The organism is Niveispirillum sp. KHB5.9, from assembly GCF_048066115.1.
GTDB lineage: Bacteria > Pseudomonadota > Alphaproteobacteria > Azospirillales > Azospirillaceae > Niveispirillum.
This window is the reverse complement of the sequence record NZ_JBLTYX010000022.1, coordinates 70198-95531: the sequence shown is the minus strand read 5'-3', so window position 1 is coordinate 95531 and position 25334 is coordinate 70198. Positions and strand designations below refer to the sequence as shown.

Here is a 25334-nt window from a genome sequence, read left to right as displayed (position 1 = left end):
TCAGGCCCGGACCAGCAGCGTGTCGTCCACGGCGAAGCGCAACCAGGCGCTATCGCCCTCCACCCGCGTCTCCGTCTCCGCCATCAGCACCAGACCGCCGCCGCAATCCACGGCATAGAGCAGGCGCGCGCCCAGATAGGAACGCTCCACGATGCGGCCGGACAGGATGTTGAGGCCGGGGCCGGGCACGGGCGGCTCCGCCGACAGGGCGATATGTTCGGGCCGCACCGTCACCAGGGCACCAGAAGGCGGGGATGCCGGGTCGGGCCACAGGGCCGACAGCACCTCACCACCCGCAAGCTTCACTTTCGCCGTGCCGGCGGTGCGCTCGACGATCTCGCCGGGCAGGAAATTGCTGGCACCGACGAAATCGGCCACGAAGGCGTTGGCGGGGCGGCGGTAGATCTCCTCCGGCGTGCCCAGCTGCGACACGCGGCCCTTCTCCATCACCGCGATCCGGTCGGACAGCGCCAGGGCTTCGGACTGGTCATGGGTGACATAGATGGTGGTCAGGCCCAACTGGCGCTGCAACTGCTTCAGCCAGGAACGCGCCTTGATGCGCAGCTTGGCATCCAGGTTGGACAGGGGCTCGTCCAGCAGCAGCAGCGAGGGGCGGAAGACCAGGGTGCGGGCCAGGGCCACGCGCTGCTGCTGCCCGCCCGACAGCTCATGCGGATAGCGGTCGATATAGGCGCCCATCTCCACCAGGGACAGCGCCTCTTCGATCCGCACATCCTGTTCCTTCCTGCCCACCTTGCGCAGGCGGAGCGGGAAGGCCAGGTTCTGGCGCACATTCATGTGCGGCCACAGCGCATAGGACTGGAACACCAGGCCCAGATTGCGCTTTTCCGGCGGCAGTTCCAGGCCGGTGGACCCATCATAGAAGGTCCGGCCGCCGACGGTGATCCTGCCACCGGACGGGCTGTCCAGCCCGGCGATGGCGAACAGGGTGGTGGACTTGCCGCAGCCCGACGGGCCCAGCAGGGTCAGGAACTCACCGTCGGGGACATGCAGGCTGACCTCGTGCAGCGCCTGCACCGGCCCGTAATGCTTGACCAGGCGGTCGACGACGACTTCAGACATCTTTGTTGGTCCTCAAGGAACGGCGCGCCAGCGCCACGAACAAAGCCGTGATGGCGAGCTGGATGACGGAGAGGGCGGCGACCGGGCCGGTGCTGCCATTGGCCCAGAAGGAGAGCATTGTCGTCCCGATGATCTCGGCACCGGGCGCGAACAGGAACACCGCGGCGGCATATTCCTTCAAAAATGCCAGGAACAGCAGCACATAGGCGGAGAACAGGGCCGGCTTCATCAGCGGCAGGATGATCAGCCGGACGGTGGTCCACCAGTCGGCCCCCACCGACCGCGCGCTCTGGTCCAGTTCCTTGCCGATCTGGTGCAGGGTGGGAGAGAGTGCTCCGAAGGCCATGGGAATGCCGCGCATGGTGAAGGCCAGCATCAGCAGCCAGATCGTGCCCTGCAGCACATGGGCAAAGGGCAGCAGCAGCATGGCCCAGAACATGCCGATACCGGCGATGATGCCCGGCATGGCGCGGGGATAAAGGGCGATGAATTCCAGGGCGCGGCGGAAGCGGAAATCCGACCGGTGCGCGACCAGCGCCACCAGGGCCACGAACACGGTGGCCAGCGCCCCGCCCACCGTGGCGATGATGATGGAATTGGTGATGGAGCGGCGATAGGCGTCGTACCCGAACAGCACCTCGAAATGCTCCCAGGTCAGCAGGTCCAAGGGCGACATCAGCGGCGTCAGGAAGCTGGTGACCGAGCGCAGGACGATGCCGGTCAGCGGCAGCAGCAGCACCAAAACCGTATAGGCCAGCATCAGGGCGCAGACGACGCGTCCCACGGGGCCGATGGCCGCCAGCTTGGGCCGCTGGGCCTTGCCGCGCACGGTGACGAAACGCTTGGACTGGCGCAGCAGCAGGCCCTGGAGCAGCAGCAGCACGGAGATCACGGCCAGCAGCAGCGTGGCCGCCGCGCCGATCAGGCCATAGTCGGGCGTGATGGCGCCCAGACCCTCAGTATAGAGGAAGGTGGTGAAGAACTCCAACCCCACCGGCTTGCCGAAGACCAGCGGTACCGCCAGCATCTCCAGCGAACCGATGAAGGTCAGCAACGCTGCATAGATGATGGACGGGCGCATCAAAGGCAGCGACACGCTCCACAGCACCCGCAAGGGACCGGCACCCACGGAACGGGCGGCATCTTCCAGCGTGGCGTCGGCCATGCGGGCGGATGAGGAGCAGAACAGATAGACCACGGGCGCCTGCGAGGTGCCGGCCAGCAGCCCCATACCCAGGATACTGTACATGTCCCAGAGCGGCACGCCGGCCACCCGCTCCACCGCCAGGGTGATATAGCCGGACGGGCCGTAGAGGATGAACCAGGCAAACGCCATGACCAGTTGCGACACATACATGGGCCAGAGCGTCAGGTTGCGCAGCAACCCCCGCCCCGGCATGTCGGTGCGTTCCAGGAACAGGGCGAAGGCGACACCCAGGACCGTGGCGATCAGGGTCGACAGCAGGGCCAGCTGGATGGAATTGCCCAGGGCCTCGTGGAAGCGGGGGTTGGTGAACAGCCGGACGTAATTGTCCAGGCTCAGCAGCGGTGCCGCCTCATACAGGGGTCGGTCGAGCAGCGATTGCCACAGGACGGGCACCAGGGGGCCCAGCACCAGCGCCATCGTGGCCAGCGCCACGGCCGATTGGATCAGCAGCGCCCGGTCGGGCCTGAACAATCTCGATTGGGATTCCGCCAGGGACATGGGCCGGTCCGGTCCTTTGTCAGGGGGGTGAAATGCAAGCCAACTTTCCGTCATCCCGGCGGAAGCCGGGACCCAGGGGCGGCAGCGTCAAACCTGTATGCAGTGTCGATCAACGCTGTTGAACCGTCGGGCGCTTGGCTCCTGGGTCCCGGCTTTCGCCGGGATGACGGTATGAGAGATCGAATCCCTCACCGCCGCGCCTTGAACGTGGCGTTCCAGTGCTGGATGAAGGGTTGGTAAGTGTCGAGCATGGTGGGGTCGTAGCCGACATGGACGATCCGGTCCTCGCCGCCCAGCCTTGCCACTAGCCCGGCATAGGTGAGATAGGGCACCTCGTCCGCCCGCACATCGGCGCGGTAGGGCATCAGCCCGCCCTGGGCCGCCGCCACCTGACCGTCATGGGACAGGATGTAATCCAGCATCAGCCGGGCGCTGGCGGGATTGCGCGCGGCCGCCGTGGCGGCCATGCCGCGCGGGACCAGCACCGTGCCATCCTTGTCCAGCGTCCAATCCACGATCTCCGCCCGACCCTTCGACGCCATCTGCGGCCAGACGGTGACGGCGGAGACATTGAAGCCGACCAGATATTCACCGGTCGTCACCTTCTCCATCATCGCCGCCCCGCCGGTTTCCACGCGCACGGCGGGCGACAGCCGTTCCATCAGGTCCCAGCCGCCGGGCCGGCCGGCGGTGATGGCGGTCCAGTGCACCGCGTAGGCCAGCGCATGGGCGGCGGCGTCATAGGTGGTGACGCGCTTGCGGAACTTTAGCGGGTTCTCCTCCGCCAGCACAGCCAGCCGCTTCAGCCCGTCGGGATATTGCTCCGGCTTCAGCAGAAGCTTGTTATAGACCATGACCATCGGGTCGGCCGACAGCGTGTAGAGGCCGGGCATGGGCAGGCTCCAGCCCGGCAGGTTGGGTATCTCCCGGCTGTCATGCCGGCCGATGCCGCCCTTGGCCGCGAACCGCATCCAGGCGTCGGGTGCGCTGGACACGATGATGTCGGCCGATGGCCGGTCGACGGAGGTTTCGGCGTAATAACGCTCGAACACCTCGGTCGGGCCCATGTCCAGGCAATTGACCTTGATCCAGGGATAAAGCGCCTGGAACCCGCGCAGGATGGGCCGCCAGTTGTACTCGGCCATGATCGAATAGATCAGCAGGCTGCCTTCCTGCTTCGACGCCTCGACAAGGTCCTGGGCGCGCGACGGCAGGGGCAGCAGGGATGCTGCGGCCGTGCCGGCCAGGGCGCCCAGGAACTGGCGGCGGGTACGCTGGGTTAGGGGATGTCGGTCCTGCATCATCTCGTCCCCTCTAACCGTCCAGGGCCAGGGTTGCCCCCCGGCGCAGGAAGGTGACATCGGCACCGACCGTCACGAAACCATAGCCCCGCGCGAACATTGCAGCCGCCGGCAGACCCGGCAGGATGGTGCCGCCCAGTGCCAGACCCGCCTCCAGGATGCGCCGTTCGGCCGCCTGGAGAATATCCCTGAATGCGGGGGCGTCATATTGTCCCGGCACGCCGGCGCTGATCGACAGGTCCAGCGGGCCGATGAACAGCATGTCCAGGCCGGGGACCCGGGCCATCTCCGCGATGGCATCCACGCCCTCCACACTTTCGATCAGGCCGATAGCGAGTGTCTCCGCCTCGCCCCGCTCCGCCACATCCACACTCCACGCCCCCCAGCCGGACGCGCGGGAGACGGTGTAATGGGCACCCCGGATGCCATGCGGGGGATAGCGCGTGGCCCGGACCAGACGGTCGGCGGCATCGGCACTGTCCAGATTGGCGGCCATCACCCCCTCCACCCCGGCATCCAGCAGATGGCGGATGGGCGTGGGATTGTTGTCGGACAGGCGGGCCAGCATGGTCGTATCCGTTCCCGCCATCGCCCGCATCTGGTGGATGGCGGTTTCCAGCCCGCCCGGCGAATGTTCATGGTCGATGATCAGCGCATCGAACCCCATGGGGGCCATGGCTTCGGTCACCACCGGGCTGCCCATGAACAGCCAGGCGCCGCGCGCGGGGTGTTTTTCGGCCAGCAGACGTTTCAGCCGATTAGGTCGGAACATCGCCGCCCCCTTCGTCCAGGGCTTCCAGGAAACGGATGGCGGCGGCCGACAGGGCGTCGCGCGCATGGCGTACGCCCGGCAGCAGTTCCAGCCGTGCATCCAGGCCATTGGCTTGCAGGTTGGCGGCCAGGCTACGCAGTCGTTCCACCCGCGTCACGCCGGTATCGTTGGCCCCTTCCATCCAATGGCGGGAACCGGGGCTGTGGGTGATCTCCCAGGTGTCGGTATCGTCCGACCCGACGACCAGATGGATGCGCACATCCTTCATCGCGTCGGGGTTCAGGCGGACGGCGAATTTCTGTTCCAGATCGGCCACCCCCACCCACCAGGGGCGGGTGCTGTCCAGCAGGGTGGGGGAGCCGGGGGCCCCCACCGACAGAGCCCGCAGCCGTGAGGGATGCAGATAAAGGAAGCGGTGGGCGAAATGCGCCCCACCGGAAAAGCCGAACAGGTCGAAGCGGCCCGCATCCACGCCATAGCGCGCGGAAACCTCATCCACCATGTCCAGCAGCAGCAGGTCGAAGCGGATGCCCTGATAGTCGATATACTTGTAATTGTCCCGTTCCTGCGGCTCGCCGATTCCGCAGGGGAACAGCGGGGCCAGGATGATGCTGTCCGTGGCCTCCGCATAGGGGACGAACAGGTCCCGCAGCGCCTGGTTGCCGCGATCCGTGCCATGGACCACGGCCAGGATGCGCCCGGCCGCGGCGGGGTTTTCCACCACCCTGGCCGGCACATAGAGGCAGTAGGAGAAGCGCTGGTCGATACGGCAGGCCGTTGCCGGGGTCCTGCCGATATCGTAGGGCGTGAAGCCCCGTTCCGCGCCGTTCACGGGCAGAGTCATCTTGGGTCATCCATTGGGATCAGGATGCGGCCGGAGCCGCAGGACCGGGACGGTCGGATCAGTAGTCCGCGGACATTTTCAGGAAGAGGGTACGGCCCTCGCCCTTGCTGTACAGCTGGTCGCGGTTGATCATCTGGGACGTGACGGAATAATAGTCGTTGTTGAACAGGTTGTTCACGCCGACGGTGAACAGCACCTTGTCCATGCGGTACTGGGTGGAGGCATCGACGCGCGTCACCGGACGCACGCGGCCGGTATAGAAATCGTTGATCCTGGCATTGGGGAACTTGTTGCGGCTGCCGGTGCGGTTGACCTGCAGGCGGCCCGACCAGTCGGCGGTGATCTCCTGTTCCAGCCAGGCATTATACTGTTCCGGCCCGATGCGCCGTCCGGTCAGGGCTGTGTCGACCTTGCCGTCATGGTCGGCGTCGCGCTTGCCCTCCGACCAGGCGAAGCTGCCGCCCCAGCGGGTGGCGTCGCCGATCTTGCCGGTCAGCGTTGCCTCGATACCCTTGATCCGCTCCTTCTCGCGGAGCGTCGCGGCCTCGGTGGGGTTGACCGTGTCGATGACGAAGTCGGTGCCGTACTTGGACTTGCTGATGAAATAGGCCACGGTGTAGTCGATATCGATCACCGACCCGCGCAGGCCGATCTCGTAATTGTTCACAAGCTGCGGCTTGGGATCGAAATTATCCAGGTTGGTGGCCGTGACGCGGCGCAGGGGTGCCCCGATATCGGGGATGGAGAAACCCTGGGAGAAGCCGCCGAAAACCTCGGCTTCCGGCACGATATGCAGGGTGCCGCCGATATTGACGGGCGTGGCGCTGTAATCCAGCTCACCCGCCGCGACCTTCACCCCGGTCAGGCCGGCGACGAAATCGTCGATCTCCATGTTGAACTTGTCGTGCCGCACGCCGGCGCGCAGCGTGAACCAGTCGGTCACCGGCAGGTCGAGCTGGATGAAGGCGGCATAGTTCATCTGCTTCAGCGGCGGCGTGAAGGTGCGGCCGTCGCCCGGCTTGTCGGTCAGCGGGATCAGCGGCTGTTCGGTCGTATCGCGCGCGATGTCGAAGCCCCAGAGTGCCGTGCCGCCCTCCAGACCCCAATCATCCAGCTTGGTGGTGAAATCGGTCTGCCAGCCGATCTTCTCGGAAGAGATCGTCGTCTGGGTGCCGCCCAGGCGCGCCGCATCGAAGGAGAAGACGCTGTAATTCTCCAGGTAATAGAGCTTGCTGTTCAGGGTCGAGCCCAGAACATCGCTGTTTTCATACCCGATGGAGGAGATGAGGTTGCGGTTCTCCGGGTCGATGGCGCGGGCGTCGGCCATGCCCTTGACGGCGGTTTCCTTGATGCCCTTGGCGATATTGCCGCTGACCGTGACGTAGTTGGTGTCCTGCTTTTGCTGGTAGTAATTGACCATCGCCTCAATGCGCTGGTCACCGAAGGAATAGCCCAGCTTGCCATACAGGTTGTAGATATTGCTGTCGGCGATGCCGCCGAAATTATGCGGATCGGGCGCCAGGCGGTCGCCGTCGGCGTCGAATATGCTGTTCACGCGCTCATACGACCCGTTCAGGTTGACATCGATGCCGGCCACGCTGCCGGACGCGCTCTGCGAGAAGCTGGGGCGCGTGCTGTCGGCCAGATGCTGGGTGGACAGGCTGGTGCCGATCTCGGTGCGGAAGCGGAATTCCTCGGTCGAGGGCGCATCCTTGGTGATGTAGTTGATGATGCCGCCGGCACCGCCCTGGCCATAGAGCGCCGAGGCGCCACGGATCACCTCGATCGAGCCGATGACGGTGGGGGAGATCAGGCGCAGGTCGCGGCCGCCGTCGCGCAGCGGGTTGGAGATGGGAATGCCGTCGATGAACACGCGCAGCGGCCGGCCGCGCAGGCTCTGCTCGACATTCGCGGCGGTGCCGTTGGACGCGGCGATGCCGGGCACCATGTTGGCCAGCACCGCACCGATATCGGCGGTGGTCGACAACTGGTCCTCCAGGTCCTTGCGGCTGACCACGGTGTAGGAGCCGGGGAAGGTCTCGATCGTTGCCGACAGGCGCGAGCCCGTGACCACGATCTCCTCCAGCTCCATCTCCTGGGCCTGCGCGGTGGGGACCAGCGCCCCCGTCGCCGCCATGCCCAGCAATAGAACCCGCTTCAAATCTCTCATAACCCTGTGCTCCCGCGTTCATGGTGCCGGCTTTGGCGTCGGCTGCGGACGGATAGTAGCCAATCTTAGCGCCAAATGGTAGCCAATTTTGGAGCCGTGATCGGGATGAGGATGGGCGCAGAGGAAATCACATTTTATCAATAGGATATTGATGGGGTCGGGGGTGTCTGTCTCTCCCCGCAGACATCGGGGCTGCGAGGGTTCCCGCAATATCTACCGTCACCCCGGCAAAAGCCGGGGCCCAAGTCGTAGAGCGAAGTGCTTGTCATCTGGGCCCCGGCCTTCGCCGGGGTGACGGTAGAGAGAGTGGCAACGACGGTGCCCAGGAGTTTTCGCAGAGAACTAACGCAGGCGGCTGCGCGCCCCCTAAAACCGCAGGAACGCCCCCAAATCCCGCGCCGTGCCCTTCAGCACCGGCAGGATGGTGCCGACCAGTGCGTCGTGGGGATAGCGGATGGCGGCCACGCCCAGTGCTGCCTCCACCTTCTGCCCCGGGCCGAAGACCGGCACGGCGATGGAGGTCAAACCTTCCTCGAACTCGCTGTCGGAGATCGAATAGCCGGTCTGGCGCACTTGCTCCAGGACCTGATCCAGGGCGGCGCGGTTGGTGACGGTGCGGCTGGTATGGGCGACGATGCTGGTATTGGCCAGCTGCCGCTCCAGCTCATCATGCGGCAGATGCGCCAGGATGCAGCGGCCCAGCGAGGTGCAGTAGGCGGGAATGCGGCTGCCCACGGAAAGCGACGCTGACACCATGCGCCGGCTGGCCGACCGCGCCACGAAGGTGACATGGCCTTCATCCAGCACGGCGATGGAACAGCTCTCATTCACCTGGTTGCCGATCCGGTCCAGCGTCTCCTGCGCCATGGTGGCCAGAGAGTTCGACGACAGATACGCCTGGCCCAGGGCCAGCGTCTTGGGCAGCAGCTGGAACGACCGCCCCTCCGACCTTACATAGCCCAGCTTTTCCAGCGTGTTCACCAGCCGCGCCACGGAACCGCGCGACAGGCCGGTGATGCGGCTGATGTCGGAGATGCTGAGATGCTTGCGTGAGCCCGCAAACGCCAGCAGCACGTTCAGCCCGCGCGCCAGCGACACCACGAAATTGGGATCATCCTCATAGGTTTCGTGCAGTTCCTCCGGATTGTTCCCCGGTGCGGCCCCAGCCTGGCGACGCGCCATTCCCGTCTTCTCCTTATATGCGGCTGCCATCTCCGCTTGGCCCCGAAAGTGTCGGACGCCGGTGGCGGCGTCAACAGCCGCGGCTGCCAACCAAGCTGTAGCCGAACTTTTCGTTTGACAACAGGTCTGGTGTGATCAATCATTCGCATATCGGACAAACGTCCGCACAGCGGACAAAATAACGTCGGCGAAACAAGCAAGATCACGAGGGAGGAGCGGGTTCCGGGACTGTGACGTCCCCGACCATCTCCACACGGAATTCGGTTCTTCATATCGCGTGCCGGCGGCGGTCCCCCGTCGCGGCATGCCCATCCATGGCGGCCCCGCAGCCCAAGCGCTGCGATGAAGGCCTGCTGGCGAGCGAATAGGGGGTTTCTTTGTCCTACATCGGTACGGATATCGGCGGCACGTTCACGGACCTGGTCCTGTTGTCGGACGATGGCGACATCCGCATCTTCAAGGCGTTGACCACGCCGGAGGATCGCACCAAGGGCGTTCTGAACGCCATGAACCTGGCGGCGGAAGCGCTGGGTTTGGCACCGGCGGAACTGGTCGCCCGGCTGCAATATTTCTCCCACGGCACCACGGCCGCCACCAACGCCTTCATCGAGCGCAAGGGGGCGAAGACCGGCCTGCTGACCACCCGCGGGTTCGAGGATACGCTGCGCATCCAGCGCGCCATGGGCGGCTGGGTCGGCATGGCGGCACATGAGATCTCGCATTTCTCCGTCCGCCGCCTGCCCGATCCCATCGTGCCCCGGTCGCTGACCGCCGGTATCGTCGAGCGGGTGGATTACAAGGGCGAGATCATCGTACCGCTGGACGAGGATGCGGCCCGTGCCAGCATCCGCAAGCTGGTGGAAGACGGCGTGGAATCCATCGCCATCAGTCTGCTCTGGTCCTTCCGCAACATGGCGCATGAGCGCCGGTTGGCGGAACTGGTGGCCGAAGAGGCGCCGGGCGTGTTCGTCACCACCTCATCCTCCCTGGTGCCGATCATCGGGGAGTATGAGCGGGCATCGACCACGGCCATCAACGCCTATCTGGGCCCCGTCATCCACCGTTATATCAATGGCTTGGAGAAGGCGATCCGGGGCCACGGGTTCGACGGTCCCATCTCCATCATGGAATCCGGTGGTGGTGTGCTGCCGGCATCGGAAGCGGCGTTCCAGGCGGCGAACCTGCTGACCTCAGGCCCCGCCGGCGGCGTGCTGGCGTCGCAGAAGCTGGGCGAATTGCTGAACTATCCCAACGTCCTGACCGCCGACATGGGCGGCACCAGTTTCGATGTCGGGCTGATCGTCAATGGCCAGCCGCTGCTGGAGACGGTGCGTGAGGAGGGGCGGTTCCATGTGGCATTGCCGTCGATCAAGGTCACGGCCATCGGTGCCGGCGGCGGATCCATCGCCCGGGTGCGCGACGGCCATCTGACCGTGGGGCCGGAGAGTGCCGGTTCCACGCCGGGGCCCGCCTGTTACGGGCGCGGCGGGGTGGAGCCGACCATCACCGATGCCGACGTCGTGCTGGGCATCATCGATCCCAAATATTTCCTGGGCGGCAAGATGCGCCTGGATATCGAGGCGGCGCACAAGGCGGTGCGCGACCATGTGGCCGAACCGCTGGGCATGAGCGTTGCGGAGGCCGCGTCCGGCATCCGCGAGGTGGCCAACAACCAGATGGCCGACCTGCTGCGCCGCGTGACGCTGCGTGCCGGCTATGATCCGCGCGATTTCGTGCTGATGGCCTATGGCGGGGCGGGGGCCACCCATGCCCACCAGTTCGCCGAGGCTGCCGGCATCGCCACCATCATCATCCCCAATACCGGCCCGGCCCATTCCGCCTATGGCACCGTTACCGGCGACCGGCACCGGTCCTTCTCCCTGGCGCTGGGCCAGCATGCCCCGGCCCGGTTCCGCCGTGCGTCCGACCATGTGGACATATCCCGGATCAATGACAGCCTGAACGGCCTGGCCGTGCGCTGCGTCGAGGCGCTGGGCGATGGCGTGACCATCAAGCGCTTCATCGGCATGCGGTTCCGCCAGCAGGTGCACGAGATCAGCGTGGCGGTGCCTGACGGTGCCCTGGACGCGGCCGGCATCGACGCCCTGGTCGACCGGTTCGAGGAACAGTATGAGCGGGTCTATGGCAAGAACACCGCGCTGCGCATTTCCGGCGTGGAATTCTCCGTGGTCCGGGTGGAAGGCACCTCGCCGGTGATCAAGCCGGTGCCGCGCAAGGTGGATGGCACCAACCGCTCCAACAAGCCCATCGATGCCCGCGAGGTCTATTTCTACGGCCGTGGCTTCCTGTCCGCCTCGATCTATCGCAGCGAGGATATCGGCCCCGGCCGGCCCGTCGCCGGCCCCTGCATCATCGAGCGGCCGGACACGACCATCGTCGTCGGCCCCGACCAGAATGCGGAGATGGAGCCCTACGGCAACATCATCATCCGAACGTCGCAAGCCGCCTGACACTCGTTTTCGTTTCCTCAAGCGCCGGCGCCGCATCCGCGGCTTGGCTTCACGCCGCACGTGCGGCGCGGCGGCAGTCGCCGCCGAAGCGGCTTGAAAGCCGCTCCAGATACCGGGGACCAGACCCATGGACGTTTACAACTACGTTACCCAGGATGTCGATCCGATCACCTTCGAGGTGATCCGCCACCGGCTCCTGTCCATCACCGACGAGCAGGCCGCGACCCTGGCCGCCGTTTCCGGCTCTACCCTGGTGAACGAGGCGACGGACTTCAATACCGGCCTCTACCGCGCCTTCGGCGAGGTGGCGACCATGGGCCGGACGGTGACCTTCCACGCCGCCTCGCTGTCCTTGATGGTCAAGCATGTGATCGAGGATTGCGCGGAAAACCCGGGCATCCGCCCCGGCGACATGTTCATCGTCAATCACCCGCACAAGGGCGCGCTGCACTGCCCCGATATCGGCATCCTGGCCCCGATCTTCGTGGGTGACCAGCGCATCGGCTGGACCGGGGCGTGTGCGCATCAGCTGGATGTCGGCGGCATGGTGCCGGGCAGCTTCGCCTCCATGGCCAAGGATATCCGCCAGGAAGGTATCCTGATCCCGCCCGTCAAGCTGGTGGACCGGGGTGAATTGCGGGCCGATGTGCTGAACTTCATCACCGGCATGTCGCGCCTGCCCATCAATATCAGCCTGGACCTGAAGGGGCTGATGGCCGCCTGCAACACCGGCGTGAAGGGCGTGCTGGATACGGTGGCCAAGTATGGCGTCGACACGGTCCTGACCGTCATGGACGGGATGATGGACCTGTCGGAAGCCAAGATGCGCAAGCGCCTGCATGAGCTGCCCGACGGCATCTTCCGCGCCCAGGCATTCCTGGACCATGACGGGTTCGAGAACAAGATCTACAAGATCCATGTCGAACTGCGGAAGCAGGGCGACAGCATCATCTTCGACTATACCGGTTCCGACGATCAGGCGCCGGGCTTCGTCAATGCCACGCGCACCGGTCTGCTGGCCGGCATCTATGCCGGCATCCTGCCGCTGATCGCCTTCGACCTGCCCTGGAATGACGGCTTGCTGCGCCCGCTGGAGGTGCTGTCGCGCGACGGGTCGGTGGTTTCCTGCAAGTTTCCTGCCCCCTGCTCACAAGGCCCCCTGGGCGCCATGTGGCTGGTGGAGGTGACGACGACGGAGGTGATGTCCAAGCTGCTGGCCAGCCACCCCGATTATGTGCGCGAGGCGCAGGCGGCTCCCGCCAGCGGCCCCGACCTGTTCCATATCCATGGCAAGAACCAGTATGGCGAGCCGGCGACGGCCCCCATCCTGGAGGTGATGCTGTCGGGCGGCGGCGCCTATGCCCATCGCGACGGCATCACCGTGTCGGGCCAGCGCAACATCACCGCCGGCCGCGCGCCGAATGTCGAGGCGACGGAGCTGAAGCTGCCCGTGCTCTACATGTACCGGCGCATCATCACCGACAGTTCCGGTCCCGGCCGCAATGCCGGCGGCCTGGCGGCGGGTGCTGCCTTCGTCCTGCACGATGTGCATGAGGTTGAATCGCTGGTGGCCTGCCATGGATATCAGTCGCCGACCTCGCGCGGGCTGTTCGGCGGCTATCCCAGCGGCTGCAACCATCGCCGCCTGCTGCGCAATTCCAATATCCGCGAGTTGATGGAAGGCGGCGTGTTCCCCGACAGCATGAACGGGCTGATCGGCGAGGAAACCACCTTCACCGCCAAGCCGCCGGAATTCGAATTCACCCATAACGATGTGTATGAGTGCAACCCGACCGCCGGCGGCGGCTGGGGCGATCCGATCGGGCGGGAGCCGGCCTTGGTGGCCCGCGACGTGGCGGGTGGTGCCTTCTCCGCCGCGTCGGCCCTGAACATCTTCGGCGTCGTCCTGGATGGGTCGGGTGATGTGGATGAGGCGGCGACGGCGGCCAAGCGTGATGCCATCCGCCAGGAGCGCCTGTCCTGGCCGGTGACCCGCAAGCTGGCGCAGGTGCCGCATGTGCATGGCAATGCCGAAGCGGCCGCCATCGTCGGCGACGTGGCCCGCATCCTGCGGCTGGAGGATGGCCGCAATTACTTCGTCTGCAATTGCGGCCATGTCATCGCACCCGCCGATGAGAACTGGAAGGACTATGCCGCCCATGCCCCGGCCAGTGCCGAGGATCTGGGCCCCCGTGTGCGTGTGCATGTGGATCTGGAGGTGGTGCGCCATGCCTGCCCCGGCTGCGGCACCTTGCTGGATGTGGAGGTGAAGCGGCGGGGCGAGGCCAGCCTGTTCGACATCGAAATCGCGGCCTGAGGGAGGGGATGATGAGCAACCCCACCTATCCCGTCACCGGCCGCTGCGTGAGTTTCCCCAACGGCACCGACACGATCCGGGGATATCTGGCCGAACCGGCGGGTGCCGGCCCCTGGGGGGCCATCGTCACGGCCCCGGAAAATCTGGGCGTCACCGAACATCGCCAGGCGGAAACGCGCCGTCTGGCGGCGGAAGGGTTCGTGGTGCTGTCCGTCGATCCCTATAGCCGGATCGGCGGGCGCCCGCCCCAGGATTACACCACGCCGGAGGAACGCCGCAGCAAGGCGTTCCTGGCCGCGAAGGATGAGACGGCGGTGCCCGACATGCAGGCGGGCTTCGACTTCCTGGCGGCCCAGCCCAACGTCGATCCAGCCCGCATCGGCACGCTGGGTTACTGCCTGGGCGGCGGCACCTCGCTGGCCTGGGCGGCCACGCCCAACAAGCTGGCCTGCGCCGTCATCCTCTATGCCCTGCCCATCCTGCCGGCCGCCTATTCCCCGGATGGCCAGGAGCGCTCCCGCCTGACCCTGGCGCCGAAGATCCAGTGCCCGTTGCAGCTGCATTTCGGCACGAATGACGAGGCGATCCCGCTGGAGCAGACGCAGGCTCTGCGGGCGGCGCTGCTGGCGCAGAGCCCCCAGCCGGTGGATTTCCACCTCTATGAGGGGGCGCGCCACGCCTACATGGACAGCACGCTGGAACGCTATTCGCCGGAAGCGGCGGCGCTGACCTTCCAGCGCTTCGTCACCTTCTTCCACCAGCATCTGGGATAGGCGCCATGAGCCTGTGGACGCAAATGCTGGGCGGGGAGGTGGGGTTCGTGCAGGCCGGTGGCCTTCGCACCCGCTATGTCCGGCTGGGCCAGGGGGCGCCGCTGCTGCTGCTGCATGGTCGCGGCGGGCACCTGGAAACCTTCGCCCGTACCATCGGCCCGCTGTCGGTCCGGTTCACGGTCTACGCCATCGACCTGGCCGGCCATGGGCTGACGGAAGGCTTTGACGGCGATTACACCATCGACCGGCTGGCCGCCCATGTGGCGGACACGATCAAGGCCCTGGGCCTGGACCGCCCGCATGTGGTGGGCCAGAGCCTGGGGGGCTGGGCAGCGGCCTGGCTGGCCCTGAACCGGCCGGAATTGCTGGAAAGGTTGGTGCTGATCGAACCGGCGGGGTTGCAGGCGGAGGCCGAGCGGCTGGCCGATCCGAAGATCGCCCAGGCCTATAAGGCCGGTGGCGAGGCGTTCGAGAAACCGACCCTGGAGGCCGTGCGCAAGCGGCTGTCGGGATTGCTGGCCGATCCCGACAGTGTCGACCCGGAAATCCTGGCCACCCGACTGGCGCTGTATCAGCCGGAGGCGGCGCGGGCGGTGCATCTGAAGGTGCGCCAGGCCGACAATGGCCCCTTCCTGCTGACCCCTGAACGGCTGGCCGGCCTGTCGATGCCAACCCTGTTCATCCGGGGAAACGACGGAAACACCGATGGCCAGATCGTGGCCCGCGCCGTCTCCGCCTGCCCCGATGCGCAGCTGGCGGTGGTCGAGGGTGCACGGCAATGGCCGCAATACGAACAGGCCGACAGGACCAACAGCCTGATCGGCGACTTTCTAAAAGACGGGAGAGAATGATGTCTTTCTGGACCGACGCCCTGGGCGCGCAAGTGAAATATTACGACGCCGGCGGCTGGCGCACCCGCGTGATCGAGGCGGGCGAAGGCATGCCGGTGATCATGATGCACGGCCTGTCCGGCCATGCCGAGGGCTTCATCCGCAATGTCGTGCCGCTGGGGCAGGCCGGCTTTCGCGCCATTTCCATGGACGCCATCGGCCATGGGTTGAGCGCCAAGCCGCTGGACGTGACCTACCACGCGCCCCTGTTCGTGGAGCATCTGAAGCGCTTCATGGATGCCGTCGGGGCGGAGAAGGCGCATCTGGTGGGCCAGTCGCTGGGCGGCTGGACGGGGTTCAACTTCGCCCAGGCCTATCCCGACCGCGTCGCCTCCCTGATCTCCATCACCGGGGCCGGCTTTCTGCTGAGCGATCCGGAAAGCCAGGCGGAGAGTGCCCGCATCCACCAGCAGGTGAAGAGCGTCACCAAGAAGGCCAGCGAGGCGCCGACCCGCGACAAGGTCAAGGAACGGCTGCAATGGCTGATGTGGAACAAGGAGGTCGCCACCGAGGAACTGGTGGATACCCGCTTCCACTTCTTCATGCTGCCCGACAGCCGGGCCGCCATGCCCAAGATGGTGGAGGAACAGCCGGGCGAGGAGAACCGCCGCTATCTGCTGGATGAGGAACAGCTGTCCAGGCTGGATATCCGCACCAAGATCATCTGGAGCGACCATAACCCGACCACCCCCTGGACCGTGGCCAAGAAGGTGTCGGAGATCATGCCCAATGCCAGCTTCTCCCTGGTGGAAGGCGCCGGGCACTGGCCGCAGTTCGAGCAGGCCGACGCCGTCAACCGCCTGATCATCGACTTCCTGAAGGGGTGAGGGCCATGGGCAGCTTCGTCTGGGCCGCTGCGACGGCCCATACCGGCGCCATGATGCGCCTTCCCGATGGCGGGGCCGACGAGGCCCGCGCCGAGCGGGTCTTCGACGGGTTCCGCACGCTGGCGGCCTCCTTGAAGGCGGCGCGCCCGGACGTGCTGGTCACCATCGCCACCGACCATTTCCTGACCTACGGCTATGAGTTCCTGCCCATCTTTTCCATCGGTACCGGCGACCGGTTCGAGGGCTGGGGCGAATTCGGGGTGCCCAAGCGCGACTATACCGGCATTGCCGACTTCGGCGCCGCCGTGCAGGCGGGGCTGGTGGATGCCGGCTTCGACGCGGCAGGTGCGCGCGACGTGAAGCTGGACCATGCCTTCTCCTGCCCCCTGCAATTGCTGTTGCAGGATTGGGATGTGCCGGTCCTGCCCGTCTATATCAACTGCACCGTCGCCCCCTTGCCCAGCCATGCCCGCGCCCTGGCTTTCGGCCGGGCGCTGGGTGATGTGGTGCGGGCGCAGGGTGTGGCGGAACGGGTGGCGATTGTCGGCACCGGCGGCCTGTCCCACTGGGTCGGCACGCCGCAGACCGGCACGATCAATACGGCATTCGACCGGCAATTCCTGGACCTGTTCACCGCCGGCCGGCTGGACGAGATCGCCGCGTTCGACAGCGACTGGGTGATCAACGGTGCCGGCAACGGGGCCGCGGAGATCCGCAACTGGCTGGCCGCCGCCGGGGCCGTGAACGCCACGGGGGCGCGGGAGATCGCGTACGAGCCCGTTTCCATGTGGAATACCGGCATCGCCGTGACGGAGATCCTGTCATGAGCCGCCGCGACCTGGAGAAGTTCCTGTTCCGCTTCGACAAGGAACCCGACCTGCAGGCGGCGTTCGCCGAGGAGCCGGCCAAGGCCTTCACCGCCTATGACATGACGGCGGAGGAACGGGAAGTGCTGGCGGCGCGCGACGTGGCCACGCTGTATGAATGGGGCCTGCACCCGCTGCTGGTCCGCAATTTCGCCGGCACCTTGGGCGTGCGCTATGTCGGGGAATATCGACGGCGGGGGCTGACATGAGCCGGCAGGATCTGGCCCTGGCTAACCGCATTCTGGCCAATGAAGGCGTGGTGGATGCGTTCGGCCATGTCAGCCTGCGCCATCCCGACCGGCCGGGCCATTTCCTGCTGTCCCGTTCCGTCAGCCCGGAACTTGTGACGCCAGACGACATCATGGTCTTCGGCCCGGACGGGCAGGCGGCGGATGGCGATACCCGCGCGCCGTACCTGGAGCGCTTCATCCATGCCGCCATCTATGAACAGCGGCCGGATGTGGTCGCGGTGGTGCATTCCCACGCCCACGACCTGATCCCCTTCGGGGTCACCGGCACGGAAGTGCGACCGCTGATCCATGTCGCCGGGCCGCTGGGCACCGTGCCCGTCTGGGACATCGCCGACCGGTTCGGGGAGACGTCGCTGCTGGTCACCAACATCGAACAGGGCCGCGATTTGGCCGCCCGGCTGGGCAGCGGCCGGGCCGTGCTGATGCGTGGTCATGGCGGGGTGGTGGTGGGCGACAGCCTGCGCGCCGCGGTGATCATGGCCGTCTACCTGCAGGTCAATGCCGGGCTGGACCTGAAGGCCCGCCAGTTGGGCCCCGTCCGCTATCTCAGCGACGGGGAGGTCGAACTGAGCTTCGACGCCATCCTGGCCGAGGTGCCGGCGCGGCGCGCCTGGGATTATTTCAAGCGACGGGTGGACACGCACGCCTGAGCTTTCATCGGCAAACAATGCCATAAGGCAAGACAGAGGGAGGAAGAAGAATGGGCAAGATGGTCTGGATGCAGAGATATACGGTGTCGGCCCTGGCTTTGCTGGCTGCCGCGGGGGCCGCACAGGCCCAGACGGCAGCACCCGCCGCCGATCCGTTTCCGTTGCTGGAAGAGATCGTGGTGACGGCGGAGCGCCGGTCGGAATCGCTTCAGGACACCCCGCTTTCCATCCTCACCTTCTCCGGCGATGCGCTGGAAAAGGCCAATGTGCGTTCGGTGGATGACCTGCAGAACTTCCTGCCCAACGTGTCCATCGGCGGGTCGGCCCCCGTCGGCAATTCCGCCCCCAACTTCTCCATCCGCGGCGTCGGCCAGACATCGGGCCGTGCGAACAATGAGAAGGGCGTCGGGCTCTATGTCGACGATGTCTATTACCCGCGTTCCACGGGTGCCATCCTGAACCTGCTGGATGTGGAGCGGATCGAGGTGCTGCGCGGCCCCCAAGGTACGTTGTTCGGCCGCAACACCACGGGCGGTGCCATCCGCTATATCACCCGCAAGCCCAGTGATGAGCTGGAAGGCCGTATCACCGGCACCTATGGTTCCCATGACCGCACGGATATCGAGGGCATCCTGAATGTGCCCATTTCCGACAAGGTGGCCTTCCGGGGCCAGGGTGCCTATTTCAAGCGTGACGGCTATGTCGATGTCATCGGCACCGACCGCACGCGCGGCAATCAGGATGATTACGCCATCCGTGGCGCCCTGCGCCTGAAGCCCACCGACAATGTGCTGATCGACCTGACCGCCGCCTATACGGAAAACCGCAGCAACGGCTCACCCACGGTGATCGCCGGTGTCGGCTTGCGCCAGGCGTCGGGTTTCCCCATCGCGGCGGTCAATGCCTACAACGCCTATCTGGCGTCCAAGGGCCAGACGCCCATCGTGGCCGACGATCCGCGCTTCGTCACCCCCGACGGCTATTCCGTGCCGGATAGCTGCATCATGGACGAGATCGCGCTGAATGCGGCCAAGTTCGGCGATGCGCCCAATCTGGTGCCCAATTCAAGGCCGCAGGCCAGCCTGTGCGACGATGCGCGCAAGACCAAGAACACCTTCCTGTCGGCCGATATCGGCATCGATATCAATGACGCGCTCTCCCTGCGCTCCATCACCGGCTACAACAAGGGTACCGACATCGACCAGGGCGATTACGGCCTGTTCGGCGCCCAGACCAACTATACCCTGAACGAGATGGACAGCATCTCCCAGGAACTCCAGCTGCTGGGCAGCCACGAGGGGCTGGAATGGGTGGCCGGTCTCTATTACTTCCACGAAACCCCGGCCGAACGCCGCTTCCTGCGTGAGGCGGTGGTCAATGCCGGCCGCGTGGAATGCTGCAACGGCTTCGACGCCAATGTGCAGTTGAAGACCAACAGCTACTCCGCCTTCGGCCAGGCGACCCTGGACCTGACCGACAAGGCGCGGGTGACGGCGGGTGCGCGCTATTCCTATGACGACAAGGATGTGTTCATCAGCAAGGTCGGCATCTTCACCCCGGCCCTGCCGGCGGGCGGCTCGCCGCGCACCAATGCCAACCATTGGGACGCCATCGATTACCGCCTGACGCTGGATTACCAGTGGACGGACGCGCTGATGACCTATGCCACCTACTCCAAGGGCTTCAAGTCCGGTGGCTTCAATGTCGATATCGTCACGCTGGGCACGGCCGCACCCACCATCACCTCCTTCGATCCGGAGACGGTGAAGAATCTGGAGGCCGGCGTGCGGTCGGAATGGTTCGACAAAAGGGTGCGCGCCAACCTGACCGGCTTTCACATGAAATACGACAATCTGGTCGTCCAGCTTGCCGATTTCTCCCGTGGCGCCCTGCAGGTGCTGTTCCTGAATGCCGGCAAGCTGGAGATCGACGGGTTCGAGGGCGAATTCGCCGTGGCGCCCATCGAGCGTCTGACGCTGAACGCCAATGTCGGTTACACCAAGATCAAATATGTCGATCTGCCCACCGGCAGCCCGCTGTTCGACCCGGCCAGCTGCCCCGGCGGCGCCCTGACCTTCGACCGCTGCTGGGCCCAGCCGCTGGCCCGGTCGCCGGAATGGACCTATACGCTGGGTGCCCAGTACAGCATCCCGGTGGGCGAGGGCGATGTCAGCCTGAACGCCAATTACGCCTACAAGGGCAGCCAATATTCCAACAACTCCACTTCCAACTCGGTGAAGCTGCCCAGCTATGGCGTGGCCAATGTCCGGGTCGAGTATGACAGCGGCGCGCAGTGGAAGGTGGCGGCATTCGGCACCAACATCTTCGACAAATATTACATCACCACCGGCACCAATGGCCGCCAGAACACGCTGGCCACGCTGACCCATTCCCCGGGCCGGCCGGCGGAATATGGCGTGTCGCTGACTTGGAGCTTTTGAGGATCGTAGCCAGTCCTTGCTTATCCCTTGTGGAAGTTTGGGCCATGAGGGTTTTCGCAATATCCACCGTCACCCCGGCCTTCGCCGGGGTGACGGTGGAGAGAGTGGCAACGACGGTGCCCCGAGAGTTTTGCGGAAGTCTCCCAAAACGGGATGGCGACTGATGAAGCGACCAAACATCTGGTGGAGACCATGGTATGTATGTGCCATGGTCTCCTCAAAAAAAGTCACAGCCGCTTGGGCGGATGGACAAGGGTGAGGAACATGCAAAGCGAACAGGAAATCCCCACCGGTGCCCGCCGGGGTATCATCCTTCTCTGCTTCCTGGTGGCGGTGCTGGAAGGGTTCGACCTGCAGGTCATCGGCGTGGCGGCCCCGCAGCTGACGCGTGAACTGGGCCTGACACCGCAGGAGATCGGCTGGGCCTTCGGTGCCAGCCTGATCGGTCTGGCCATCGGGGCGCTGGCCGGCGGGCGGCTGGCCGACAAGGTGGGGCGCAAGCCGGTGCTGGTCGGGTCGGTCCTGGCCTTCGGGGCGGCCACACTCGTCTCAAGCTGGGCGTGGGATTATCATTCGCTGTTCGTGCTGCGCGTGCTGACCGGCCTGGGCCTGGGCGGCACTTTCCCCAATGTCATCGCCATCGCGTCGGAAGTGACGGCCAAGGCACGGGTCACCATAACGGTGGCGTCGATCTCCTGCGGGCTGGCGGTGGGCGGCATCATCGTATCGCTGATGGCCAAGCTGGCGCCCGGCGGCATGGACTGGCGCGGGCTGTTCATCGTCGGCGGCGCCCTGCCGCTGCTGGTGGTCCCGGCGCTGTGGTATTTCATGGCGGAGACCAAGCGGGTGGCGCCACGTGGTCAGGGTGTGCGCACACCGATCGGCGAGGCCCTGTTCGGGGCGAAGCAGGCGGGACCGACCCTGATGCTGTGGATCGTATTCGCGCTGACCTTGTTGCAGCTGTCGCTGCTGCTGAACTGGCTGCCCACCCTGATCATCGCCAAGGGCTTTCCGCCGGCCCAGGCCTTCCTGACCTCGCTGGTGCTGAATATCGGCAGCATCTTCGGGTCCATCATCGCCGGTTTCCTGTGCGACCGGTACGGTGCGCGCGGGCCGATGGCCACGGGGTACCTGCTGATGGCGCTGGTCATGTATCTGCTGTCGCTGGCCGGCGACATGGACATGCTGCTGGTGCTGGCCTTCTGGGCGGGCTTCCTGGTGCTGGGGGCGCAGTTCGCGCTCTATGGCCTGGCGCCCAAGGTCTATCCCGACCAGACGCGGGGCACCGGGGTAGGAGCCGCCGTGGCGGCGGGGCGCGTCGGCGCCATCTCCGGCCCGCTGATTGCCGGACAGATGATCGGCGCCGGGGCCACGGGCGATCAGGTGGTGCTGCTGATGGTGCCGCTGGCCCTGCTGGCCGGGGGGGCGCTGCTGGCGCTGGCCCATATGGCCGGTTCGCGCCTGCATGCCGGGGGTGCCATCGCGCATTGAGACGGGAACGGGCTCGAGCCCCGGATTTGTCCAGTCGAGGCCGGCTGCCAGCCCCCCCTGGTGCCGGCCTTGATCCGTTTTGAACTACCTCTTCCGCACGAATTGCCTAGTCCAAGTCGCAAGGTTGTCGAGCGGACGGATTGACCGTACACGGTGGTGATGGACAAGGAACTGCTCGACTTCATCCAAACATCCTTCAAGTCCGTCTGGGCACTGGAACTGGTGATGTTCCTGCGCGGCCACCGTGAGCGCGGCTGGACGGAACAGGAATTGGTGCTGGAATTGCGCGGCAGCCTGCCGGCCGTCAGCCAGGGACTGAAAGCCCTGAGCAATGCCGGCCTGGTCACTACCGATGCCGACAGGCTGTTCCGCTATGCCCCGGCCTCGCCCGTTCTGGACCGCCTGGCGGAAAAGCTGGAGGAGGCGCACCGTGACAAGCCGTTCGCGGTGCACCGCGCCATCCTGACAGCCCCCAACGAGAAGCTCTATACATTGGCCGATGCCTTCAAGCTGAAGCGGGACTGACCCATGGACTTCGCCATCCAGCCCTTCATCTACCTGCTCTGCTTCGCGGCCAGCACAGCCTGCGCGGCGCTGCTGGTCAGGTCATACCGGGCCAGCCGGGTCAGGTTGCTGATGTGGGTGGCCATCTGCTTCGTGCTGCTGGCCTTCAACAACCTGTTCGTCGTTCTCGACATGTGGCTGCTGCCCGATGTCGATCTGCAGCCGATGCGCCAGATCACGTCGCTGGGGGCGATCTGCGTGCTGTTGATCGGCTTCGTCTGGGATGCGGATTGAGGGGCGTGGTTGGTTCATCAGGACGGCGACCGCCGGCCTGCGCCACGTGGCGCGCAAGCCAAGCCGCCGGATGGCGGCGCCCGGCGCTTGAGGGAACAAAAGGAGAGGGGCCATGCAGCATTTCATCTGGGGCCTGATCACGATGGGCTATCTCTTGGCCGGCCTGTTCTTCCTGCGGTTCTGGTCACGCACCCGTGACCTGCTGTTCGGTGCCTTCGCGGTGGCCTTCTGGCTGCTGGCGCTCAACCAGGGACTGGTGGCCGTGGCCGACCTGCCGCGCGAGGAGGTGAGCTGGCTCTATCTTCTGCGGCTGCTGGCCTTCATGATCATCATCGCCGCCGTGGTGGAGAAGAACGCCAGGCGGCGGTCACGGTGATACCCCACCCCTCACCTTCCCCATAATGGAATGACATTGGGTGCCGTCGGGCTCTGCCCCAGGACGACGAGCAGCGAGGCGGCCAGATCCTCCTGCCGATAGGGCTTGGCCAGACGCGGCAGGTCCAGCACCTCGTCCGGACCCTGCGGCAGCTCGGCGAAGCCCGATGCCAGGATGATCGGCATGTCGGGGCGCATACGCCGCAGATGACGCGCCAGTTCCATGCCGGTCATGCCGGGCATGGCGTGGTCGGTGATGACGATATCGATATGCTGGCCCGACCGCATGATCTCCAGCGCCTCGGCCCCGGAATGGGCGCTGACAACATTATGGCCCAGATCCTCCAGCATGGCGGCGGTGCCGATATTGACCAATGTGTCGTCATCGACCAGCAGGACCGACCGCGGCAGGATGGTACCGCCTTCCATTACCCCGCCAAGGGATGCCACCACCTCACCCGTGGGCAGGATCACCTCTGCCCGCGGCAGCCACAGGTCGATGGTCGTACCCTTGCCCGGCTTGCTGGACAATTTCAGGCGCCCGCCCGATTGTGCGGCCAGCCCATGCACCATGGACAGGCCCAGGCCGGTACCCTTGCCCGGGCCTTTGGTGGTGAAGAACGGTTCTGTGGCGCGGGCCAGCGTATCGGCATCCATGCCGATGCCGCTGTCCGATACGGTGATGCGGACATAGGCGCCGGGGCGCAGGCCGTCCTTGGCCTCCATTTCTTCCGTCTTGGCGGCAACGCCCAGCACGCCACCCACCGGCATGGCATCGCGCGCGTTCACCGCCAGGTTCAGCAGCGCCAGTTCCAACTGGTTGGCATCGACGCAGACCGGCGGCAGGTCATTGGGCAGGCTCTTGGCGATGCGCACGCTCTGGCCCAGGGCGCGCTGCAACAGATCCTCGATACCGCCGACCAGGCGGGAGACGTCCACCGCCTCCGGCTTCAGTTCCTGGCGCCGGGCGAAGGCCAGCAGGCGCTGGGTCAGGGCCGACCCGCGCTCCGCCGCCTGCCTGGCATTATCCAGCAGGCGCAGGATGCGCGCATCGTCTGGCGGCAGCCATTTCTTCATCAATTCCAGGCTGCCCAGGATGGCCATCAGCAGATTGTTGAAATCATGGGCCATGCCGCCGGTCAGCTGGCCGATCGTGTCCATCTTCTGTGCTTCGAACAGTTGGGCCAGCGCATGTTCGCGCTCGCGCGTCCGCTCCTCGATCCGCCGTTCCAGATCATCGTTCAGGGTGCGCAGCGCATGTTCGGCATTCTTGCGTTCGGTCACGTCATAGGTGATGCCGCAAAGCCGGGTGGGGCCGCCGCCCGCATCCGGGCTGACCGCCGCGATGGACACGCACCAGCGCCAGCTGCCATCGGCGTGGCGGATGCGGAATTCGGTATTCAGCGGCTGGCCCGCCTTCACGGCGGCCCAGCTGGCCTCATGCACCAGTTGCCGGTCGTCGGGATGGATGAAGGCGGCGATGCTTTCCTGGTTGGGCACGAACGCGCCGGGCTCCAAGCCGTAAAGCCGGAACTGCCCCTCGTCCCAGGCGCAGATGCCCGACGCCACGTCCCAGTCCCAGGACCCCATGCGCCCGGCCGCCATGGCCAGGGTGCGGCGCTGTTCGCTGTCGGTGAGGCGGGCGTTGGATGCCTCCAATGCTGCAGTGCGTTCCTTCACCCGCAATTCCAGCTCCGCATTCAGCCGCTCCAACTGGCGGGTCTTGCGGAACAGTTCGGCGAAGATACGGACCTTGGCGCGCAGCACCTCCGGCACCACGGGCACCGGCACGTAATCCACGGCGCCGGCCTGATATCCCCGCAGCCGGTCCAGATCGGCCACCTGGATGGCGGAGACGAAGATGATGGCGATATCCTGGAAGCGCGGATGTTCCCGGATCATCGCCGCCAGCTCGAACCCGTCCAACTCCGGCATGCAGACATCGATCAGGACGACCGCCACTTCGTGCCGCAGCAGATGTTCCAGCGCCTCGCGCGCCGAATTGGCCTTCAGCAGATGCTCGTCCAGGTCACGCAGGATGACCTCATAGCTCATCAGCTTGGCGGGCTGGTCGTCGACCAGCAGGATATTGACCTTGTCGGATTGCTTGATGGCCATTGCCGCCTC

General features: G+C 65.7%; 21 protein-coding genes. 13 read left to right on the top strand and 8 right to left on the bottom strand.

Annotation, left to right across the window (positions count from 1 at the left end):
- The 7 genes from ACM9HJ_RS25970 to ACM9HJ_RS25940 all read right to left on the bottom strand — a co-directional run bounded on the left by ACM9HJ_RS25970 (nucleotide 1) and on the right by ACM9HJ_RS25940 (nucleotide 9057).
- A complete protein-coding gene (locus tag ACM9HJ_RS25970; RefSeq protein WP_416574697.1) occupies nucleotides 1–1083 on the bottom strand; it encodes an ABC transporter ATP-binding protein in 1083 nt (360 codons plus the stop codon).
- Nucleotides 1076–2788 carry an ABC transporter permease gene (locus tag ACM9HJ_RS25965; protein WP_416574696.1) on the bottom strand — a complete coding sequence of 571 codons (1713 nt, stop codon included), beginning with the start codon at nucleotides 2786–2788 and terminating at the stop codon, nucleotides 1076–1078. Before ACM9HJ_RS25965 ends, ACM9HJ_RS25970 begins: the two co-directional genes overlap by 8 nt.
- 188 nt (nucleotides 2789–2976) lie before the next feature.
- Entirely contained in the window at nucleotides 2977–4092 is a 1116-nt protein-coding gene (locus ACM9HJ_RS25960; RefSeq protein WP_416574695.1) for an ABC transporter substrate-binding protein, read from the bottom strand.
- Nucleotides 4093–4102: 10 nt separating this feature from the next.
- A complete protein-coding gene (locus tag ACM9HJ_RS25955) occupies nucleotides 4103–4861 on the bottom strand; it encodes an HpcH/HpaI aldolase family protein (protein ID WP_416574694.1) in 759 nt (252 codons plus the stop codon).
- Complete coding sequence (locus tag ACM9HJ_RS25950) at nucleotides 4848–5705, bottom strand: hypothetical protein (RefSeq protein WP_416574693.1); 858 nt, start codon at nucleotides 5703–5705, stop codon at nucleotides 4848–4850. The genes ACM9HJ_RS25955 and ACM9HJ_RS25950 overlap by 14 nt, the downstream gene beginning before the upstream one ends.
- Nucleotides 5706–5763: 58 nt before the next feature.
- Nucleotides 5764–7875 (bottom strand): TonB-dependent receptor, encoded by a 2112-nt coding sequence (locus ACM9HJ_RS25945; protein WP_416574692.1) that lies wholly within the window; start codon nucleotides 7873–7875, stop codon nucleotides 5764–5766.
- Nucleotides 7876–8241: 366 nt separating this feature from the next.
- A complete protein-coding gene (locus tag ACM9HJ_RS25940) occupies nucleotides 8242–9057 on the bottom strand; it encodes an IclR family transcriptional regulator domain-containing protein (protein WP_416574691.1) in 816 nt (271 codons plus the stop codon).
- A 377-nt stretch (nucleotides 9058–9434) separates the two neighbouring features.
- Here ACM9HJ_RS25940 and ACM9HJ_RS25935 point away from each other — a divergent pair, with 377 nt between their 5' ends.
- The 13 genes from ACM9HJ_RS25935 to ACM9HJ_RS25875 all read left to right on the top strand — a co-directional run bounded on the left by ACM9HJ_RS25935 (nucleotide 9435) and on the right by ACM9HJ_RS25875 (nucleotide 23208).
- The gene (locus ACM9HJ_RS25935; protein WP_416574690.1) at nucleotides 9435–11528 is read left to right on the top strand and encodes a hydantoinase/oxoprolinase family protein; all 2094 of its coding nucleotides are present in this window, start codon (nucleotides 9435–9437) and stop codon (nucleotides 11526–11528) included.
- A gap of 127 nt (nucleotides 11529–11655) precedes the next feature.
- A complete protein-coding gene (locus ACM9HJ_RS25930) occupies nucleotides 11656–13845 on the top strand; it encodes a hydantoinase B/oxoprolinase family protein (protein ID WP_416574689.1) in 2190 nt (729 codons plus the stop codon).
- Nucleotides 13846–13856: 11 nt separating this feature from the next.
- Complete coding sequence (locus ACM9HJ_RS25925; protein WP_416574688.1) at nucleotides 13857–14618, top strand: dienelactone hydrolase family protein; 762 nt, start codon at nucleotides 13857–13859, stop codon at nucleotides 14616–14618.
- Between the two features lie 5 nt (nucleotides 14619–14623).
- A complete protein-coding gene (locus ACM9HJ_RS25920) occupies nucleotides 14624–15469 on the top strand; it encodes an alpha/beta fold hydrolase (RefSeq protein WP_416574687.1) in 846 nt (281 codons plus the stop codon).
- Nucleotides 15469–16335, top strand: coding sequence for an alpha/beta fold hydrolase (locus ACM9HJ_RS25915; RefSeq protein WP_416574686.1), 867 nt, complete (start codon nucleotides 15469–15471; stop codon nucleotides 16333–16335). Before ACM9HJ_RS25920 ends, ACM9HJ_RS25915 begins: the two co-directional genes overlap by 1 nt.
- A gap of 5 nt (nucleotides 16336–16340) precedes the next feature.
- Complete coding sequence (locus tag ACM9HJ_RS25910; RefSeq protein ID WP_416574685.1) at nucleotides 16341–17162, top strand: hypothetical protein; 822 nt, start codon at nucleotides 16341–16343, stop codon at nucleotides 17160–17162.
- The gene (locus ACM9HJ_RS25905; RefSeq protein WP_416574684.1) at nucleotides 17159–17410 is read left to right on the top strand and encodes a hypothetical protein; all 252 of its coding nucleotides are present in this window, start codon (nucleotides 17159–17161) and stop codon (nucleotides 17408–17410) included. Before ACM9HJ_RS25910 ends, ACM9HJ_RS25905 begins: the two co-directional genes overlap by 4 nt.
- On the top strand, nucleotides 17407–18102 hold the full coding sequence (locus ACM9HJ_RS25900; protein ID WP_416574683.1) for a class II aldolase/adducin family protein: 696 nt from the start codon (nucleotides 17407–17409) through the stop codon (nucleotides 18100–18102). Before ACM9HJ_RS25905 ends, ACM9HJ_RS25900 begins: the two co-directional genes overlap by 4 nt.
- A 50-nt stretch (nucleotides 18103–18152) precedes the next feature.
- A complete protein-coding gene (locus tag ACM9HJ_RS25895) occupies nucleotides 18153–20543 on the top strand; it encodes a TonB-dependent receptor (RefSeq protein ID WP_416574682.1) in 2391 nt (796 codons plus the stop codon).
- A gap of 264 nt (nucleotides 20544–20807) precedes the next feature.
- The gene (locus tag ACM9HJ_RS25890) at nucleotides 20808–22034 is read left to right on the top strand and encodes an MFS transporter (protein WP_416574681.1); all 1227 of its coding nucleotides are present in this window, start codon (nucleotides 20808–20810) and stop codon (nucleotides 22032–22034) included.
- A gap of 159 nt (nucleotides 22035–22193) precedes the next feature.
- Nucleotides 22194–22559: a hypothetical protein gene (locus ACM9HJ_RS25885; protein ID WP_416574680.1), complete on the top strand. Its 366-nt coding sequence runs from the start codon at nucleotides 22194–22196 to the stop codon at nucleotides 22557–22559.
- A 3-nt stretch (nucleotides 22560–22562) separates the two neighbouring features.
- Nucleotides 22563–22832, top strand: a complete 270-nt coding sequence (locus tag ACM9HJ_RS25880; RefSeq protein ID WP_416574679.1) for a DUF5985 family protein — start codon at nucleotides 22563–22565, stop codon at nucleotides 22830–22832.
- A gap of 112 nt (nucleotides 22833–22944) precedes the next feature.
- Nucleotides 22945–23208: a DUF5985 family protein gene (locus tag ACM9HJ_RS25875; RefSeq protein WP_416574678.1), complete on the top strand. Its 264-nt coding sequence runs from the start codon at nucleotides 22945–22947 to the stop codon at nucleotides 23206–23208.
- A gap of 11 nt (nucleotides 23209–23219) precedes the next feature.
- Here ACM9HJ_RS25875 and ACM9HJ_RS25870 read toward each other — a convergent pair whose 3' ends face one another.
- Complete coding sequence (locus ACM9HJ_RS25870; protein WP_416574677.1) at nucleotides 23220–25325, bottom strand: response regulator; 2106 nt, start codon at nucleotides 25323–25325, stop codon at nucleotides 23220–23222.
- Nucleotides 25326–25334: the final 9 nt, after the last annotated feature.

What these genes read in the sequence shown, in the direction of transcription:
- ACM9HJ_RS25970 (WP_416574697.1), bottom strand. Translation starts at nt 1,083, where the DNA reads ATGTCTGAAGTCGTCGTCGACCGCCTGGTCAAGCATTACGGGCCGGTG.
- ACM9HJ_RS25965 (WP_416574696.1), bottom strand. Translation starts at nt 2,788, where the DNA reads ATGTCCCTGGCGGAATCCCAATCGAGATTGTTCAGGCCCGACCGGGCG.
- ACM9HJ_RS25960 (WP_416574695.1), bottom strand. Translation starts at nt 4,092, where the DNA reads ATGATGCAGGACCGACATCCCCTAACCCAGCGTACCCGCCGCCAGTTC.
- ACM9HJ_RS25955 (WP_416574694.1), bottom strand. Translation starts at nt 4,861, where the DNA reads ATGTTCCGACCTAATCGGCTGAAACGTCTGCTGGCCGAAAAACACCCC.
- ACM9HJ_RS25950 (WP_416574693.1), bottom strand. Translation starts at nt 5,705, where the DNA reads ATGACTCTGCCCGTGAACGGCGCGGAACGGGGCTTCACGCCCTACGAT.
- ACM9HJ_RS25945 (WP_416574692.1), bottom strand. Translation starts at nt 7,875, where the DNA reads ATGAGAGATTTGAAGCGGGTTCTATTGCTGGGCATGGCGGCGACGGGG.
- ACM9HJ_RS25940 (WP_416574691.1), bottom strand. Translation starts at nt 9,057, where the DNA reads ATGGCGCGTCGCCAGGCTGGGGCCGCACCGGGGAACAATCCGGAGGAA.
- ACM9HJ_RS25930 (WP_416574689.1), top strand. Translation starts at nt 11,656, where the DNA reads ATGGACGTTTACAACTACGTTACCCAGGATGTCGATCCGATCACCTTC.
- ACM9HJ_RS25925 (WP_416574688.1), top strand. Translation starts at nt 13,857, where the DNA reads ATGAGCAACCCCACCTATCCCGTCACCGGCCGCTGCGTGAGTTTCCCC.
- ACM9HJ_RS25920 (WP_416574687.1), top strand. Translation starts at nt 14,624, where the DNA reads ATGAGCCTGTGGACGCAAATGCTGGGCGGGGAGGTGGGGTTCGTGCAG.
- ACM9HJ_RS25915 (WP_416574686.1), top strand. Translation starts at nt 15,469, where the DNA reads ATGTCTTTCTGGACCGACGCCCTGGGCGCGCAAGTGAAATATTACGAC.
- ACM9HJ_RS25910 (WP_416574685.1), top strand. Translation starts at nt 16,341, where the DNA reads ATGGGCAGCTTCGTCTGGGCCGCTGCGACGGCCCATACCGGCGCCATG.
- ACM9HJ_RS25905 (WP_416574684.1), top strand. Translation starts at nt 17,159, where the DNA reads ATGAGCCGCCGCGACCTGGAGAAGTTCCTGTTCCGCTTCGACAAGGAA.
- ACM9HJ_RS25900 (WP_416574683.1), top strand. Translation starts at nt 17,407, where the DNA reads ATGAGCCGGCAGGATCTGGCCCTGGCTAACCGCATTCTGGCCAATGAA.
- ACM9HJ_RS25895 (WP_416574682.1), top strand. Translation starts at nt 18,153, where the DNA reads ATGGGCAAGATGGTCTGGATGCAGAGATATACGGTGTCGGCCCTGGCT.
- ACM9HJ_RS25890 (WP_416574681.1), top strand. Translation starts at nt 20,808, where the DNA reads ATGCAAAGCGAACAGGAAATCCCCACCGGTGCCCGCCGGGGTATCATC.
- ACM9HJ_RS25885 (WP_416574680.1), top strand. Translation starts at nt 22,194, where the DNA reads ATGGACAAGGAACTGCTCGACTTCATCCAAACATCCTTCAAGTCCGTC.
- ACM9HJ_RS25880 (WP_416574679.1), top strand. Translation starts at nt 22,563, where the DNA reads ATGGACTTCGCCATCCAGCCCTTCATCTACCTGCTCTGCTTCGCGGCC.
- ACM9HJ_RS25875 (WP_416574678.1), top strand. Translation starts at nt 22,945, where the DNA reads ATGCAGCATTTCATCTGGGGCCTGATCACGATGGGCTATCTCTTGGCC.
- ACM9HJ_RS25870 (WP_416574677.1), bottom strand. Translation starts at nt 25,325, where the DNA reads ATGGCCATCAAGCAATCCGACAAGGTCAATATCCTGCTGGTCGACGAC.